12 protein-coding genes, 2 pseudogenes and 1 riboswitch are annotated in these 12,340 nt (G+C 56.7%); of the genes and pseudogenes, 2 read left to right on the plus strand and 12 right to left on the minus strand.

All coding sequences use genetic code 11. From position 1 onward, the window contains the following. Positions 1-13: 13 nt before the first annotated feature. Genes DQX05_RS32205 through DQX05_RS17125 form a run of 3 tightly spaced genes read right to left on the minus strand, consistent with a single transcriptional unit; the run spans position 14 to position 1,283 of the window. Complete coding sequence (locus tag DQX05_RS32205; protein WP_397335614.1) at positions 14-391, minus strand: CPBP family intramembrane glutamic endopeptidase; 378 nt, start codon at positions 389-391, stop codon at positions 14-16. Then, positions 364-756, minus strand: coding sequence for a hypothetical protein (locus DQX05_RS32210; protein ID WP_259392072.1), 393 nt, complete (start codon positions 754-756; stop codon positions 364-366). The genes DQX05_RS32205 and DQX05_RS32210 overlap by 28 nt, the downstream gene beginning before the upstream one ends. Then, complete coding sequence (locus DQX05_RS17125) at positions 753-1,283, minus strand: PadR family transcriptional regulator (protein ID WP_119794745.1); 531 nt, start codon at positions 1,281-1,283, stop codon at positions 753-755. Before DQX05_RS17125 ends, DQX05_RS32210 begins: the two co-directional genes overlap by 4 nt. Before the next feature lie 212 nt (positions 1,284-1,495). On the opposite strand from DQX05_RS17125, the gene DQX05_RS30900 reads away from it, so the two are divergent. Further along, positions 1,496-1,642 (plus strand): hypothetical protein, encoded by a 147-nt coding sequence (locus DQX05_RS30900; RefSeq protein ID WP_182914795.1) that lies wholly within the window; start codon positions 1,496-1,498, stop codon positions 1,640-1,642. A gap of 182 nt (positions 1,643-1,824) precedes the next feature. Here DQX05_RS30900 and DQX05_RS17135 read toward each other — a convergent pair whose 3' ends face one another. Then, the gene (locus tag DQX05_RS17135; RefSeq protein WP_259392073.1) at positions 1,825-2,334 is read right to left on the minus strand and encodes a class I SAM-dependent methyltransferase; all 510 of its coding nucleotides are present in this window, start codon (positions 2,332-2,334) and stop codon (positions 1,825-1,827) included. A gap of 168 nt (positions 2,335-2,502) precedes the next feature. Between DQX05_RS17135 and DQX05_RS17140 the strand changes: the two are divergent. Beyond that, positions 2,503-3,246: pseudogene (locus DQX05_RS17140) on the plus strand (class I SAM-dependent methyltransferase). A 439-nt stretch (positions 3,247-3,685) separates the two neighbouring features. Here DQX05_RS17140 and DQX05_RS17145 read toward each other — a convergent pair. From DQX05_RS17145 to DQX05_RS17180, 8 genes and pseudogenes are all read right to left on the minus strand, one after another. Beyond that, positions 3,686-4,116 (minus strand): annotated as a pseudogene (locus DQX05_RS17145) (NUDIX hydrolase). 122 nt (positions 4,117-4,238) lie between these two features. Then, complete coding sequence (locus DQX05_RS17150) at positions 4,239-4,976, minus strand: MBL fold metallo-hydrolase (protein WP_119794746.1); 738 nt, start codon at positions 4,974-4,976, stop codon at positions 4,239-4,241. A gap of 170 nt (positions 4,977-5,146) precedes the next feature. Beyond that, positions 5,147-6,685, minus strand: coding sequence for an ABC-F family ATP-binding cassette domain-containing protein (locus DQX05_RS17155; RefSeq protein ID WP_119794747.1), 1,539 nt, complete (start codon positions 6,683-6,685; stop codon positions 5,147-5,149). Positions 6,686-7,105: 420 nt separating this feature from the next. Beyond that, entirely contained in the window at positions 7,106-8,137 is a 1,032-nt protein-coding gene (locus DQX05_RS17160) for a DUF2332 domain-containing protein (protein WP_119794748.1), read from the minus strand. A gap of 154 nt (positions 8,138-8,291) precedes the next feature. Next, positions 8,292-9,395, minus strand: a complete 1,104-nt coding sequence (locus tag DQX05_RS17165; protein WP_119794749.1) for an iron-containing alcohol dehydrogenase family protein — start codon at positions 9,393-9,395, stop codon at positions 8,292-8,294. Positions 9,396-9,422: 27 nt separating this feature from the next. Beyond that, positions 9,423-10,268, minus strand: a complete 846-nt coding sequence (locus DQX05_RS17170; RefSeq protein ID WP_182914796.1) for a MetQ/NlpA family ABC transporter substrate-binding protein — start codon at positions 10,266-10,268, stop codon at positions 9,423-9,425. A 45-nt stretch (positions 10,269-10,313) separates the two neighbouring features. Next, positions 10,314-10,973, minus strand: a complete 660-nt coding sequence (locus DQX05_RS17175; protein WP_119794750.1) for a methionine ABC transporter permease — start codon at positions 10,971-10,973, stop codon at positions 10,314-10,316. A gap of 1 nt (position 10,974) precedes the next feature. Beyond that, positions 10,975-11,979 carry a methionine ABC transporter ATP-binding protein gene (locus DQX05_RS17180; RefSeq protein ID WP_119794751.1) on the minus strand — a complete coding sequence of 335 codons (1,005 nt, stop codon included), beginning with the start codon at positions 11,977-11,979 and terminating at the stop codon, positions 10,975-10,977. Positions 11,980-12,102: 123 nt separating this feature from the next. After that, a riboswitch (SAM riboswitch) is annotated at positions 12,103-12,213 on the minus strand. Positions 12,214-12,340: the final 127 nt, after the last annotated feature.

Raw genomic sequence — 12,340 nt, forward strand, 5'->3', positions numbered from 1 at the left:
CGGGCGATGAGGGTCAGAGCGAAGCGGTTGTCCTGGAAGCGGATGTTCTTGCATTGATCAACAGCCAGACACAATGCGCGCCCAGTACGAGGAGAACGAGGGAGGTATAGATTAGATTGCTGTCATTCCCGATGAACTGAATAAAGTTATGAACGAAATGAAAAAGAATCAACGGATAGATGTTGTGATGCTTTACCATCAGCAGGGCTAGCGCGAAGCCGACCAACAGAGCATAGACCCGCTGCATAGCGGTGTCCGCCACATTTTGTCCCGACAGCATATTGAGCATATGGGTCAGGGAGAAGAGAACGCTGGATGTGATCACGGCTGCGGCAGCGCTTGTGCGTATAAGGGTCCTTAGAATCAATCCCCTGTATATTGTCTCCTCCACGAAGGCGACGAGCAGCGTGAAGAACAGGAAAAATCCGGCTTCGGATAGCGAAATGTCCTGAAAGCCCTTATGCTGAGAATGACAAGCACGACAAGCAGCGGGGCGTAGTCGATCCAGTCTGGGGCATGGAGAGTGGAGAGCGAGCGGAATCCGTAATGTGCCCATCTCTTCTTCAGTTTCATATAGAACAGCAGCGCAAGCGCAATCGGAATGAAGGCAATCAGCACCGGCGATGTATAAGGAAGCTGCTTGAGCGTGGCATATGCTCCGGCGGCGAAGACGGCAAGCAATAAGAGCAGCTCCACGACCATGACCGTCAAGACCGGGTGCTTGTTCGAAAATGATTCTGTGTCTGGTAAAGTCATGGTTTCATTTCCCCCCGCTGCTTAATGACTTGCATCCACTGCTTCTCCATCCCGAAATAATGCAGTCCATAGGTGAGCACGGACACGCGGTAATAGTAGTTCTCCGGGTGTTCGATATGCTCGAGTTCCCCCGCTACCATCTCCTGTACGGCCTGAAGCCGCCTCATCTCGGATTCAAGCTTGTTCTCGTACTCGGTCAGGCGCGCTTGCCGCGTGTCTTCGTCCAAGTAATCGTAAAAGAAAATGCGAAGCAGCACTTCATTGCGGGAGACGGGAAGCGGCTCGGCCAGCCAGCTCACGAACTGTTCCTTCCCTGCGGGAAGCAGCGTATATTCTTTTTTGTTCCTGCCGCCTTCGGCCTCGGCTACCGACAGGAGACCCTTATTCGCCAACCGCTTCAACGCGGGATAGAGGCTGCCGTAGCTTGCCCGGTAGAACAAGCCAACCGAGCTGTCTATTGTCTTCTTCATCTCATAGCCGCTCATTGGGCCTTCCATTAGAAGGCCCAAAATAATATATTCCAGCATTTGCCGACATCCCTTCATCGTGCACGATAATGTATCGAGTCAATATATCATATCGATACATTGATCATACTCAATTGCGGCCGGTTGTCAACGGAAAGCCGCAAGGCAATCATCGCCTTCGCCGTTTTACCCGAGGTTCAATACTGTGGTACGCAAGAACCCGCTATGATCATCTGGCCGGATTTGCAGGGGTTCAGGTAACGGAGGGGCTGATGGCAAGAGGGCTGTTGATGAAGGGAGAGAAGGAGTTCGCCGTTACGGCAAGCGGCGTTCTTTCAGTCATTGCTGTCTTGATTGGAGCGAGCGCCGCCATCATCTTGCGGGCGCGTTGGGCCATGCCCTGCTGGTCAGATGGATAGAGCTTCGTTGGATTCAACGCCGGACGGGCACCCGAGCCGTCACGGTTACGGCAGCCGGCAAGCAAGGCTTTCAAGACATGTTCGGGATTGCTATGGAGCGAGAGACTGGATCGCATTCATAAAAAAGGGGCCAGCCAGGTATTCTGGCTGGCCTTGGGCGAGGAGCAGTTGCCGCGGGCAGTCTAGGATAACGCTGTGGCCAGCAAGTAGAACCGATGCTGCGTCACTTCGAAATAGCCTTGCCGCTCGATAAGCTGGTGAATGCCGTACAGCTCTTCTCTATATTTCTCGGCCTCGAAATCCGGAATCTGCCACGGAATGGCCTTCAAATAATAGACCAGCGCGCCGACATCATAGAAGCGTTGGCTCAGGAATTGCTCCGCCTGCTTCACGACCTTGAAGCGATGCTCCTGCACTTCCCGCACGGCGATGTCGAGCTTCCATTCCGCAAATTCTTCGTTCTTGGGCACGCAGAAACGTTCGTTGATCTCGAAGCAATCACTGCCGTCCGCCTGCTGGGTGAAGAAGAAGCCGCCATCGGCGAGTACCCGCCGCACCTCCTGCGGCGAATACGATTCGTGCTTGTTCAGCACGAGGTCGAATTGGCCAGTCCCGAAGGGGAGATGCTCGTCTGATTGTGTTGCTTGTTGAAGTGCTAACTGAATGCGTATAATTTGATTATATCTTTCCAACGGGGTGATGGGAATGCCTTTCCGAATCGTTCGAGGTAGCTAGTCTCCGGGCTGGGTTAACACGCGTGCCAGCCATCAAGGGATCAGTCTGCCCTTGGACCCGGAACCGGAGCGATTGGAGCAGGGCAAGTACCTGTCAGGCGATATCCATTGGAAGGAGAATGAACGATGATTCCATTTGATGAAAAAGCTTTTTATGACCGGATTGGAGCGATCAACGGCTGGGATTTCCGTTCCGTGCGTTCGGTCACCGAAGGTCCGGCCTGGGATTATGGTGCGAAGGTAACGGAATTATGCAAGCCGGCCGATGTGCTGCTCGATATCGGTACCGGAGGAGGTTAGGCGCTATTGCCGCTGGCGGCAGCCGTGAGGCTGGCCATCGGGATCGACCGCTCGCCGGGCATGATCGAGACGGCTCGGCGTCATGCCTCTTCCGCGTGCCATGTCCGCTTTGCATGCATGGATGCGGAAGAGCTGACGTTCCCTGACGGGTTGTTCGACGCCGTCATCTGCCGCCATGCTCCGTTCCACGCCGGGGAAGTCGCCCGGGTGCTGACGGAGGGCGGCGTATTCGTCACGCAGCAGGTGAGCGAGCGCGATAAATGGAATGTGAAGGAGGCGTTCGAACGGGGCCAGGCCTATGGCGAGCCGACCGGAACACTGATGTGCCGCTGCGCCGAGCAATTGAAGGAAGCGGGCTTCACCGAGGTACATTGCGAGGAATACGATGCGGTTGAATATATGCGAGGGGCAGAGGATCTCCTGTTCTTGCTGAAGCATACCCCGATTATCCCCTGCTTCGGAGAAGTCGAAGGGGATGCCGAGCGGTTCGAGCGGTTCGTCGCGGCGAACCGGACCGAGCGGGGCATTCAGACCAATGCGGCGCGCTTCCTTATCATTGCCCGCCGTTAGAAGCCGGGCGCAAGGAAAAAGCAATTGGGTATCTCGCAGGCATTGCATAATGATTTGGGTCGGCGGTTGGCGTGACGGGTCAACAGCGAATAGGCGGGATAAACGGCGGCAGGCAAAGCGGCAGCGGGCAAGCGGGGGATGATGGGGGAGGCAGCGAAATCCTGCGTAAATGCAGCAATTTGCGCTGTTTGAGCCGCGATCTGATGAAATTCCTGCAAAAGTACATTAGTTTCATCGATTTTTATCTTTAGTTATTGGAAAGTCTGAAATTGATGCAGTTGTGCAGCAATTCCTGTAACGGAGTATACGTCATGAAGGAATAATGTATATTTACAGTATTTTCAGCAGGCTGAGGTGTGAGAAGCAGGGGCGGGGCTGTCTCCTGCAGCTAAAACTACTTACGGGACAGCCCCTTTTAAGGTTGGGATGGATGCCATTTCTAACGATGGTTGTCCAGCCTTCCGAGCAAGTTGTATGTTGGCGCGGCTTCCCATGTCTCATAAGGGACGAAGAGGTCGCACGCATGGCGTCCAAGGTGCGGGATCTCGTTAGCGGGCGGGTAATATACTGGCCGATATTCGACTCGTCGATACGGATGAATTTCGCCTCGATCACTTCTTCCGCTTGGATTCGGATCTCCCCGCTGACATACACCGCCCTGAAGACAACGGACAGCACCCGCTTCGTCGCATTATAATAGACGCCCGTAATCCCGAGAGGCCGTATCACAATGCCCGTCTCCTCCATATATTCCCGGCATACCGCAGCATCGAGCGATTCGCCTTCCTCTGCATTCCCGCCGGGGATCTCCCAGGTGTCCGATCGCCAATGCGTCCGAAGCAGCAGCACTTCCCCTTCCGCGTTCTGCATCTAAGCCGATACCGACACGCCATGCTGCCATGCTGCGGAGCGGTATACTCCATAACATCCCCTCCATTATAAAATGATCACGGCCGAAGTATTCCAATTCCCCGCCCGGAAATCGTTCCTGCTCAAGTCGTATAGGCATGAACGAGCTGTTGGAGCGCCTGCTTGACATCACCAACGTAAATGCCCCCATGGTAGCAAATGATTCGCTCGATGTCGTAGTCGAGCAGGCGCTGAACGGAGCGGACAGCTTCCTTCAAATCCCACGCATGCTGGGGATTGGCGATATTCAGTCGTCCGTCTTCGATGACGACAGCATCTCCCGCGATGAGCGTCTTGCTTGCCGGCAGATACAATGAGGTATGTCCGGACGTATGCCCGGGCGTATGGACGATATCGATGTCGCCGCACCAGGGCAGCCGATCTCCGTGGATGACCGTCCGTTCGACTTGAGCCGGCTCGATCGATTGCAGGAAGCGAATGAACTGCCTCGCGTCAGGCTTGGCTTCCTCCGGCAAGTCGTCGAGTGTGGATTCCGCCTGCTGCTGCCGCAGCGGCTTGTGCTTGCCTTCGATGTACGGCTGTTCCAGCTCATGCGCGATGATTCCGATGCGCGGGTATGCCCGCTTCAATGCGGCCAGCGATCCGATGTGGTCCATATCGTGATGGGTCACGATCAAGGCGGTCATCGAATCGAGACGAATGCCTTGCCGATTGGCCGCTTCTTCGATCCGCGGCGCGAAATCCGGATACCCGCAGTCGACAAGGATCGTCTCGTTCTCATCCTGAAGCAGGACCGGGGTGATGGCCTGCTGCTGTCCATTATATTCGAACTCGATCTCGAGCAGATGTACATGATTCATATCGCTTCTCCTATTCAATAACCGGTTGTCTGGCAAGCGGTTGGCTCTATCGTTGATCTTTCCCTGCTGCCGGCCTCCGTTAACGAAGGATTCGGCAGCGGGCAAGGGGGAGGGGAGCGAGGGGCCCAGCCCGATCCGCCACGCGCATACTATGGCCGGCCCCCTCGGTGTTACTTTTTCATCCACTCCTGCACATTCCATACTTGCGTGACCCAGCCCTCGTAGAAATTCGGCTCATGAGAGACGAGCAGGATCGTGCCGGCATATTTCTTGAGCGCGTCCTGAAAGGCGTCCTTCGCGCGAACGTCGAGATGGCTGGTCGGCTCATCCAGCACGAGCACGTTGCTGTCGGTCAGCATCAGCTCGCACAGCCGAACCTTGGCCTGCTCCCCGCCGCTCAGGAGACCGATCGCCTTCCGGATATGCTTCTCGGTCAGCCCGGACTGAGCGAGAAGGCGCCGGAAGTCCTTCAGCGTCATATCCGGGCGCAGTGCCGATAAATGCTCCAGCGGGCTATGATCGGGAGCCTGCTCTTCCTGGGCGAAATAGGCGGTCTTGACGCGGTCGCCGAATTGGACGGTGCCGCCCAGAGCCGGAATAAGGCCGAGCAAGGTCTTGAGGATCGTCGATTTGCCGATTCCGTTATGGCCGACGATGGCAATCTTCTCTCCGCGCTTCACCGTCAGATCGACCGGAGCGAATAACGGCTCGCGATACCCGATCTGAAGCCGTCTTGCTTCAATGACCGTGCCCGCCGGATCGGCATGCACCCGGAAGGCGAAGCGAGGCTGCGGCCCGGAGGACGGCCTGTCGATCCGCTCCATTCGCTCCAGCATTTTTTCCCGGCTCTTGGCCTGCTTCGCCTTGCGAATGCGGTTCTTCTGAATGAAGTCCTCCAGCCGCTCGATCTCCCGCTGCTGCCGCGTGTAGGCGGCTTGCAGCTGCTCCTTGTTCAATTCATAGCTGCGCTTGAACTGCTCGTAATTGCCGGGGTAGCGCCGAATTGACTGGTGCTCCAAGTGAAAAATCGTCGTCGTGATCGCGTTCAAAAACCGTTCGTCATGGGAGATGGCGAGGTAGGCCTGCTCGTAGCGGGTCAAATACCCGGTAAGCCACTCGATATGCACGTCATCCAAATAGTTGGTCGGCTCATCGAGCAGCAGGACATCGGGCTGCTCCAGCAGCAGCTTGCCCAGCAGCAGCTTCGTGCGCTGGCCGCCGCTCAGTTCGCTCACGTCGCGATCCAGGCCGAGTGCGAGAATGCCTAATCCGGCAGCGACCTCCTCGATCTTTGTATCGATCAGATAGAAGCCGGAATGTTCCAACTGCTGCTGCAGCTCCCCGTAGCGGGTCAACAAGGAATCGAGATCATCCCCGCCCTCGGCCATCTGGGCCGCGAGCTGATTCATGCGGGCCTCCATCGCATACAGATCCGCATAAGCGGTGCGCAAATATTCGATAATGGTCATTCCCGCCTGCAGATCGATATGCTGCTGCAGGTAGCCGGCGCGGATATCCGGCAGCCAATCGACGGTGCCGCGATCGGGAAGCAGCTCGCCCGACAGGATGCGGAGCAGCGTGGACTTGCCTGCGCCGTTGCCGCCGACCAGTCCGGCGTGCTCTCCCCGCAGCAGGCGGAAGCTAATATTGTGAAATACGTTCTTGTCCCCGTACGTATGGGACAGTTGTTCAACCGTGACAATGCTCATATTGGTTCTCTCCTTTGTTCGCTTCAAGATCGGAAGCCAACCGGGAGAACAGCAAAATAAAGTCAGTTTTCAATTTTATCGGGAAAAAAATATACAAAAAATGGGTAAGGTGAACGCGCACCTTACCCATACAGATTGATATGCATGAAAGGAAATCGGTTCTTTATCTTCTGTTCTTCGGTTGGCTTAGAGCTAAAAATGGGCAGATCTATCCCGTCTTAAGCCAAATCCCGTTGAAGAACAGTCGATAAATGCAACATTTCCCTTTCCACCTCATTACAAAGTTAATTCCTTACAGTGTGAAGTATACGCATCAACGCGCTTGTATGTCAAGTCATGACAAGCGTCCATAACTTCGGACGAACTTAACTTGCGCTCGCTGCAGGTTTGTTATGCCCCGGGATAAGTCCAGCGGAACCATCATCCGTGTCCGTCGGTCTCGGCAAGCGACACTCCGCGCTCCATCCCGCTGATATATTCGTCGAGATTCAGATTCGCGTCCCACATATTGTTGTACAGGTGAAACAGATCGCGCCTGCTGCCGATCTCCTTGATTTGCTGCTCCAGGCGCCGCTTCGCTTCCGGCGGCATCTGATTGGCGACATGGGTATGGAAGACGCAGATCGCGGCGTCGTCGGAGATACCGGCCGCGAGACTCGGAAGCTGCTCGATCCCGTCTCCCTCGATCAACTGCAGCGCCTGTCCGGCCAGGCAGCGGGCCGCTTCGTCGAACAGCGCGACTCTGTCCCGGTGCCCGGGCCAGATCAAGGCCCGCAGCCACCGGTAGTCATCCGGATCGGACAGGCGGTTGATATACAAATCCACGCCGATTCTGGCAGTGACAGGGGGACTGTGCGGCAGCAGGGGTGGGGAAGTATCTCCGCCTCTGATGATGGAAGCAGCAATCCGGACAGCTCCTGCCGGGTTCCCGTACACGTCTCCGGTTCCATAGGTGTATCCGTATTGATCCCAAATCAGTTGCAGCCCCGCGCTCGTGCCGATCTCGATCAGCGCCAATGGTTTGCGTATTTTCTCATAGATAAGGCAGAAGCTCGGGTACAGATAGGCGCAGCGCCTGACCTCATTCGTCTGTACGATCTTCGTCTCAAGCAGCGGCACGATATCGTCGGCGTGCTGGAGGCAGAAGTCCTTGAACGGGGGGAAGAACTGCCGGATGTCTTCCGGCTCCTCCACGAGCCCGTCATAAAAGCGGGTCAGCTCGTGGTCGGCGCCGGCGAGCAGCAAGCAGTGAACCGCGCCGAAGAGCAGGTTCGGCACCGGCTGCCCCGGCCTTGCATGCGAGGCGATCTGGAGCAATTCATCATCGGAGGCGATGCGCAGCGCCAGATGCTCGTACAGATCGCAGGATCCTGCGCATTCTTCGTGTGCAAAGCGTGAGAAACGGTTGGACAAGCTTGCGTTACCCAAGTCAACCCCTCCCTTTTCCACCATTTTACAATGAGAGGGTGATAAGTGATATTTCTGATTTTTTGTCGAGGCGATTAAGAAAAGTGATTGAGAAGGTGGGGAGGGATGGAAACAGGATAGAGCTCGCATCTGCCGAGACAGAGGAAGGGCGGAAGGGCTTGCTCCCGCCCTCCATTCGTTATGCAGTTCCGGCCGCCACCGATTCCAGCTGCAGCATCGCCTGCCGCACGTCATCCGCCGTCACGTTCCTGTTCATCAGATGAATCGACTCCTGCGGAAGGACCGAGGCGGCCGCGACGCGGTCCAGCGTCTCGCGATCCGAGGCGGAGAGCCCGAGATCAGACAGGCAGCGGGGAAGACCCATATCCCGGTAGAACGGCAGCAGCCGCTCGACCTCGGGCAGGTTGCCCTCCAGCGTGAGCTGGACGAGAATGCCGTAGGCGACCTTGTCCCCGTGCAGCAGGTGATGCGTCGCCGGGGCTGCCGTCAGCCCGTTATGGATGGAATGGGCTCCCGCGATCCGCCCCGCATAGTCGCCGAAGCCGCCGACCGTGCCGCCCGTCATGATGATCGTCTCCACGGCGAGCGTGAACGCATCCGTCAATTGCTGCCGCTCGGCATCCCGCACGCTCTGCAGGCCGTGCTCCAGCAGAGCGGTCTGGCACAGGCGGGCCGTGAGATGGGAGAGCTGCACTGCCGCAGGCGGCCGGATCCACTGGCGGACGAGCACGTCGGCCTCGTACCATTTGGCCAGCGTGTCGGCGATGCCGGCCCGCAGGTAAGCGGTCGGCGCGCGCAGGGCAATCTGCGGATCGACCAGCACCATGAGCGGACTTTTCGGATGGAGCGTATAATGCGTGAAGCGCCCCTGCTCATCGTAGAACACGCTGAGCGGCGTCCAGGCTGCGCAGTTCGAAGCGAGCGTCGGCACGAGCACCGTGTCGACGCTCGCTTCGATGCCTGCGGCCTTGGCGAGGTCCATCACTTTGCCGCCGCCGACGCCGAGCAGAATATCGGCCTGCGCTGCCCGCGCTTCCCGGGCGATCCGGCTGGCTTCCGCCAGCGTGCACTCGCCGCAGTACGGCAGCGGCAGAAGCGTCAGCTCCGTCTGCTGCGGCCAATACGGAGATGCGGCCTCCCAGGAGCGCTCGCCGTGCACGACGAGGACCCGGCGGCTGCCGTACGGCTGGAGCAGGGACCCCAGCTGGTGCAGGATGCCGGCTTCACAGCGGTAGATGGCGGGAGCGCCTCTGACGATAAGCGGATGATTCAGCGTTGTCATTTCCTATCCCTCCCCGAAGGTTCTTCCTTATTTCCGGTTCAGCATCCACTCCGGCTTCCCGAACCCCTGGAACTGCTCATCGATAATCTGCTCGAATTCCGGCGATTCGACCGCTTCCTTCAGATCTTTCGCGAAGGCCTTGTCCTTGTCTGCCGTGTTGATGACGACCCGGTTGCGGTAGTCGTCCGGCATATTTTCCAGCTGCAGCGCATCCAGCAGATTCATCTTGGCCGCGAGCGCGAAGTTGCCCGGTACGAGGGAGATATCGGCGCTGTCGACGGCGCGCGGCAACTGGCCGGCCTCGATCGGCTGCAGCACGAGCTGCTTCGGATTGTCCTTGACGTCCTTCTCCGAGACGCGCAGCGGGTCAATGTCATCCTTCATCGTCAGCAGGCCGGCGTCCTGGAGCAGCCCCAGCGAACGGGCCAGATTGGTCGGATCATTCGCCAGCGCGACGGTGCTGCCGTCAGCGATCTCGTCGAGCGACTTGTACTTCGAAGAGTAGATTCCCATTGGCGCTGTCGGCACGACGATGAGATCGGTCAGCTCCAGCTTGTTTTCCTTGGCGAAGTTATCCATATAGATTTTATGCTGGAACAGGTTCGCGGCCAGATCGCCGTTGGACAGCGCCAGGTTCGGCTGCACGTAATCCCCGAATTCGACGATTTCGATCGTGTAGCCTTTTTTCTCCATGATCGGCTTGATCGCCTTCGTCAGCATATCGCTGTATGGGCCGGCGGTGGCCCCGAACTTCAATGTTCTGCTCTCTTCCTGCTTCGCATTGTCCCCGCCGCTGGAGGACGAGCCGCTTCCGCAGGCGGCCAACAGGCCGAACGTCAGGATGAGCGAGAGAAGAATGGCTGTCTCTTTCATGATGATACCCTCCATATATATGTGAAATGATGTTGTAACCTTGCGTTAGCGCTTGTCTACCTTCTTGGCCAGGAAATCGCCGGCATATTGAATGAGCTGCACGAGGCAGATCAGGACGATGACGGTGGTGAACATGACCGTATTGTCATAGCGGTAATAGCCGAACCGGATCGCCAGATCGCCGATGCCGCCTCCGCCGACCGTCCCGGCCATGGCCGAGTAGGCTACGAGGCTGATCGCGGTAATATTAATCCCTTGCACGATACCGGGCTTCGCTTCGGGAAGCAGCACATCCTTGATGATCATCCAAGGTGTGGCCCCGATCGACACCGCAGCTTCGATGACGCCCTTGTCGATCTCGCGCAGCGCGGTCTCGACGAGCCGGGCGAAGAACGGGATGGCGGCCACCGACAACGAGACAGATGCGGCGGTTGGACCGATCGTAGTGCCGGCGATCAGCTTCGTCAGCGGCAGCAGGGTCACGAGCAGGATGATGAACGGAACCGATCTGATTATGTTAACGATGAAGCCGAGGAAGACGCGGGTAAGGCGATTTTCCAGAAACAGTCCTTTATCCGTCACAAATAATATTATTCCAATAGGAAGACCCAGAATTAAAGCGGCAACTAATGAGATGCCCACCATATACAAGGTCTGAAAAAACGCCTTGTATAGATCGGGCAAGATCTGTATGAGGGAGTCCATCTTATCTGATTACCTCCAATCGGTGCGTTCGTGATGCGATATAATCCATGGCACGCTGCACTTCGGACGGATTGCCGTTCAGCTCCAGGATGAGGATGCCGAGAGGCGTATCGTGGATATATTCGATTTTGCCATGCAGGATATTGCCTGTGACGTCGAAATGCTTCAGCATGTCGGTAATGACGGCTTCCTCCGCCTGCGGCGCGACGAAGTGAATCTTGACGACGGTTCCCGTGCTGTTCCGGAACAGGCGGCCGGGCAGATCGAATTGGAACAGGCTGCTGATGAAGGAGCGGGTCATCGGATGCTGCGGATCGGAAAAGATATCATAGACAGGCCCCTCCTCGACGACGCGGCCGTTCTGCATGACGGCCATCCGATCGCAGATTGCCTTGACGACTTCCATCTCATGGGTAATCAGCACGATTGTCAGCTTCCATTCACGGTTGATCTTTTGCAGCAGGTCGAGAATGGACTGGGTCGTCTCCGGATCGAGTGCGGATGTCGCCTCGTCGCAGAGCAGCACATGCGGATCGTTCGCGAGCGCCCTGGCGATGCCTACCCGCTGCTTCTGGCCGCCGCTCAGTTGGGAAGGATACACGTCGCGCTTGTCGGACAAGCCGACCATCTCTAATAGCTCGGTCACGCGCGCTTCGATGTCCGCCTTGGTTGTCCGGTTCGCCTTGAGCGCGAAGGCGATGTTCTCGTAGACCGTCTTGGATCGAATCAGGTGAAAATGTTGAAAGATCATGCCGATCTTCAACCGGGCCTGCCGCAGCTGCTCGCCCTGCAGCTTGGTCAGATCGACGCCGTCGACGAGGATGCTGCCCGATGCCGGCTGCTCCAGCAGATTGATGCAGCGCAGCAGGGAGCTTTTGCCGGCTCCGCTTCGCCCGATGATGCCATAGATGTCGCCCTTCTCGATATGCAGCGAGACATTATCGACACCGACGACCGTTCCCGTCTTGCTTCGGTACTCCTTGACAAGATTCCTTATCTCTATCATCTCTCTCTCACCCCAACATTCATGCTGTATTGTCTGTCTCGTCCGGCCGGCATTTATTGCAGCGAATGAAAAAAAGCCTCTTTCCATGAGAGAAAGAGGCTGCTGCATTGCATCGATCGGAACCACTTATCTCTCAGAATGCCGCGCATTCTGTAGGATTTAGCACCTTTTACCATAATGGGTAAGGTTGCCGGACGTCATAGGGCCTATTCCCTCAGTCGCTCTTGATAAGGTCAAGAAAATGAAATTGTCTTGTGAGAATCATACATAGGATTGCTGCGGTTGTCAATTTAATTTTCATTGGATTAGAGCGTGTCTTCAAACCTAATTTAACCATAACAAAATAGAAGCCAACGATAAA

The organism is Paenibacillus thiaminolyticus (assembly GCF_003591545.1).
GTDB classification, from domain to species: domain Bacteria; phylum Bacillota; class Bacilli; order Paenibacillales; family Paenibacillaceae; genus Paenibacillus_B; species Paenibacillus_B thiaminolyticus_A.

Coding starts and splice junctions, on each gene's coding strand:
- DQX05_RS32210 (WP_259392072.1), bottom strand. CDS start 756: ATGACTTTACCAGACACAGAATCATTTTCGAACAAGCACCCGGTCTTG.
- DQX05_RS17125 (WP_119794745.1), bottom strand. CDS start 1,283: ATGCTGGAATATATTATTTTGGGCCTTCTAATGGAAGGCCCAATGAGC.
- DQX05_RS30900 (WP_182914795.1), top strand. CDS start 1,496: ATGGCAAGAGGGCTGTTGATGAAGGGAGAGAAGGAGTTCGCCGTTACG.
- DQX05_RS17150 (WP_119794746.1), bottom strand. CDS start 4,976: ATGAATCATGTACATCTGCTCGAGATCGAGTTCGAATATAATGGACAG.
- DQX05_RS17155 (WP_119794747.1), bottom strand. CDS start 6,685: ATGAGCATTGTCACGGTTGAACAACTGTCCCATACGTACGGGGACAAG.
- DQX05_RS17160 (WP_119794748.1), bottom strand. CDS start 8,137: ATGGTGGAAAAGGGAGGGGTTGACTTGGGTAACGCAAGCTTGTCCAAC.
- DQX05_RS17165 (WP_119794749.1), bottom strand. CDS start 9,395: ATGACAACGCTGAATCATCCGCTTATCGTCAGAGGCGCTCCCGCCATC.
- DQX05_RS17170 (WP_182914796.1), bottom strand. CDS start 10,268: ATGAAAGAGACAGCCATTCTTCTCTCGCTCATCCTGACGTTCGGCCTG.
- DQX05_RS17175 (WP_119794750.1), bottom strand. CDS start 10,973: ATGGACTCCCTCATACAGATCTTGCCCGATCTATACAAGGCGTTTTTT.
- DQX05_RS17180 (WP_119794751.1), bottom strand. CDS start 11,979: ATGATAGAGATAAGGAATCTTGTCAAGGAGTACCGAAGCAAGACGGGA.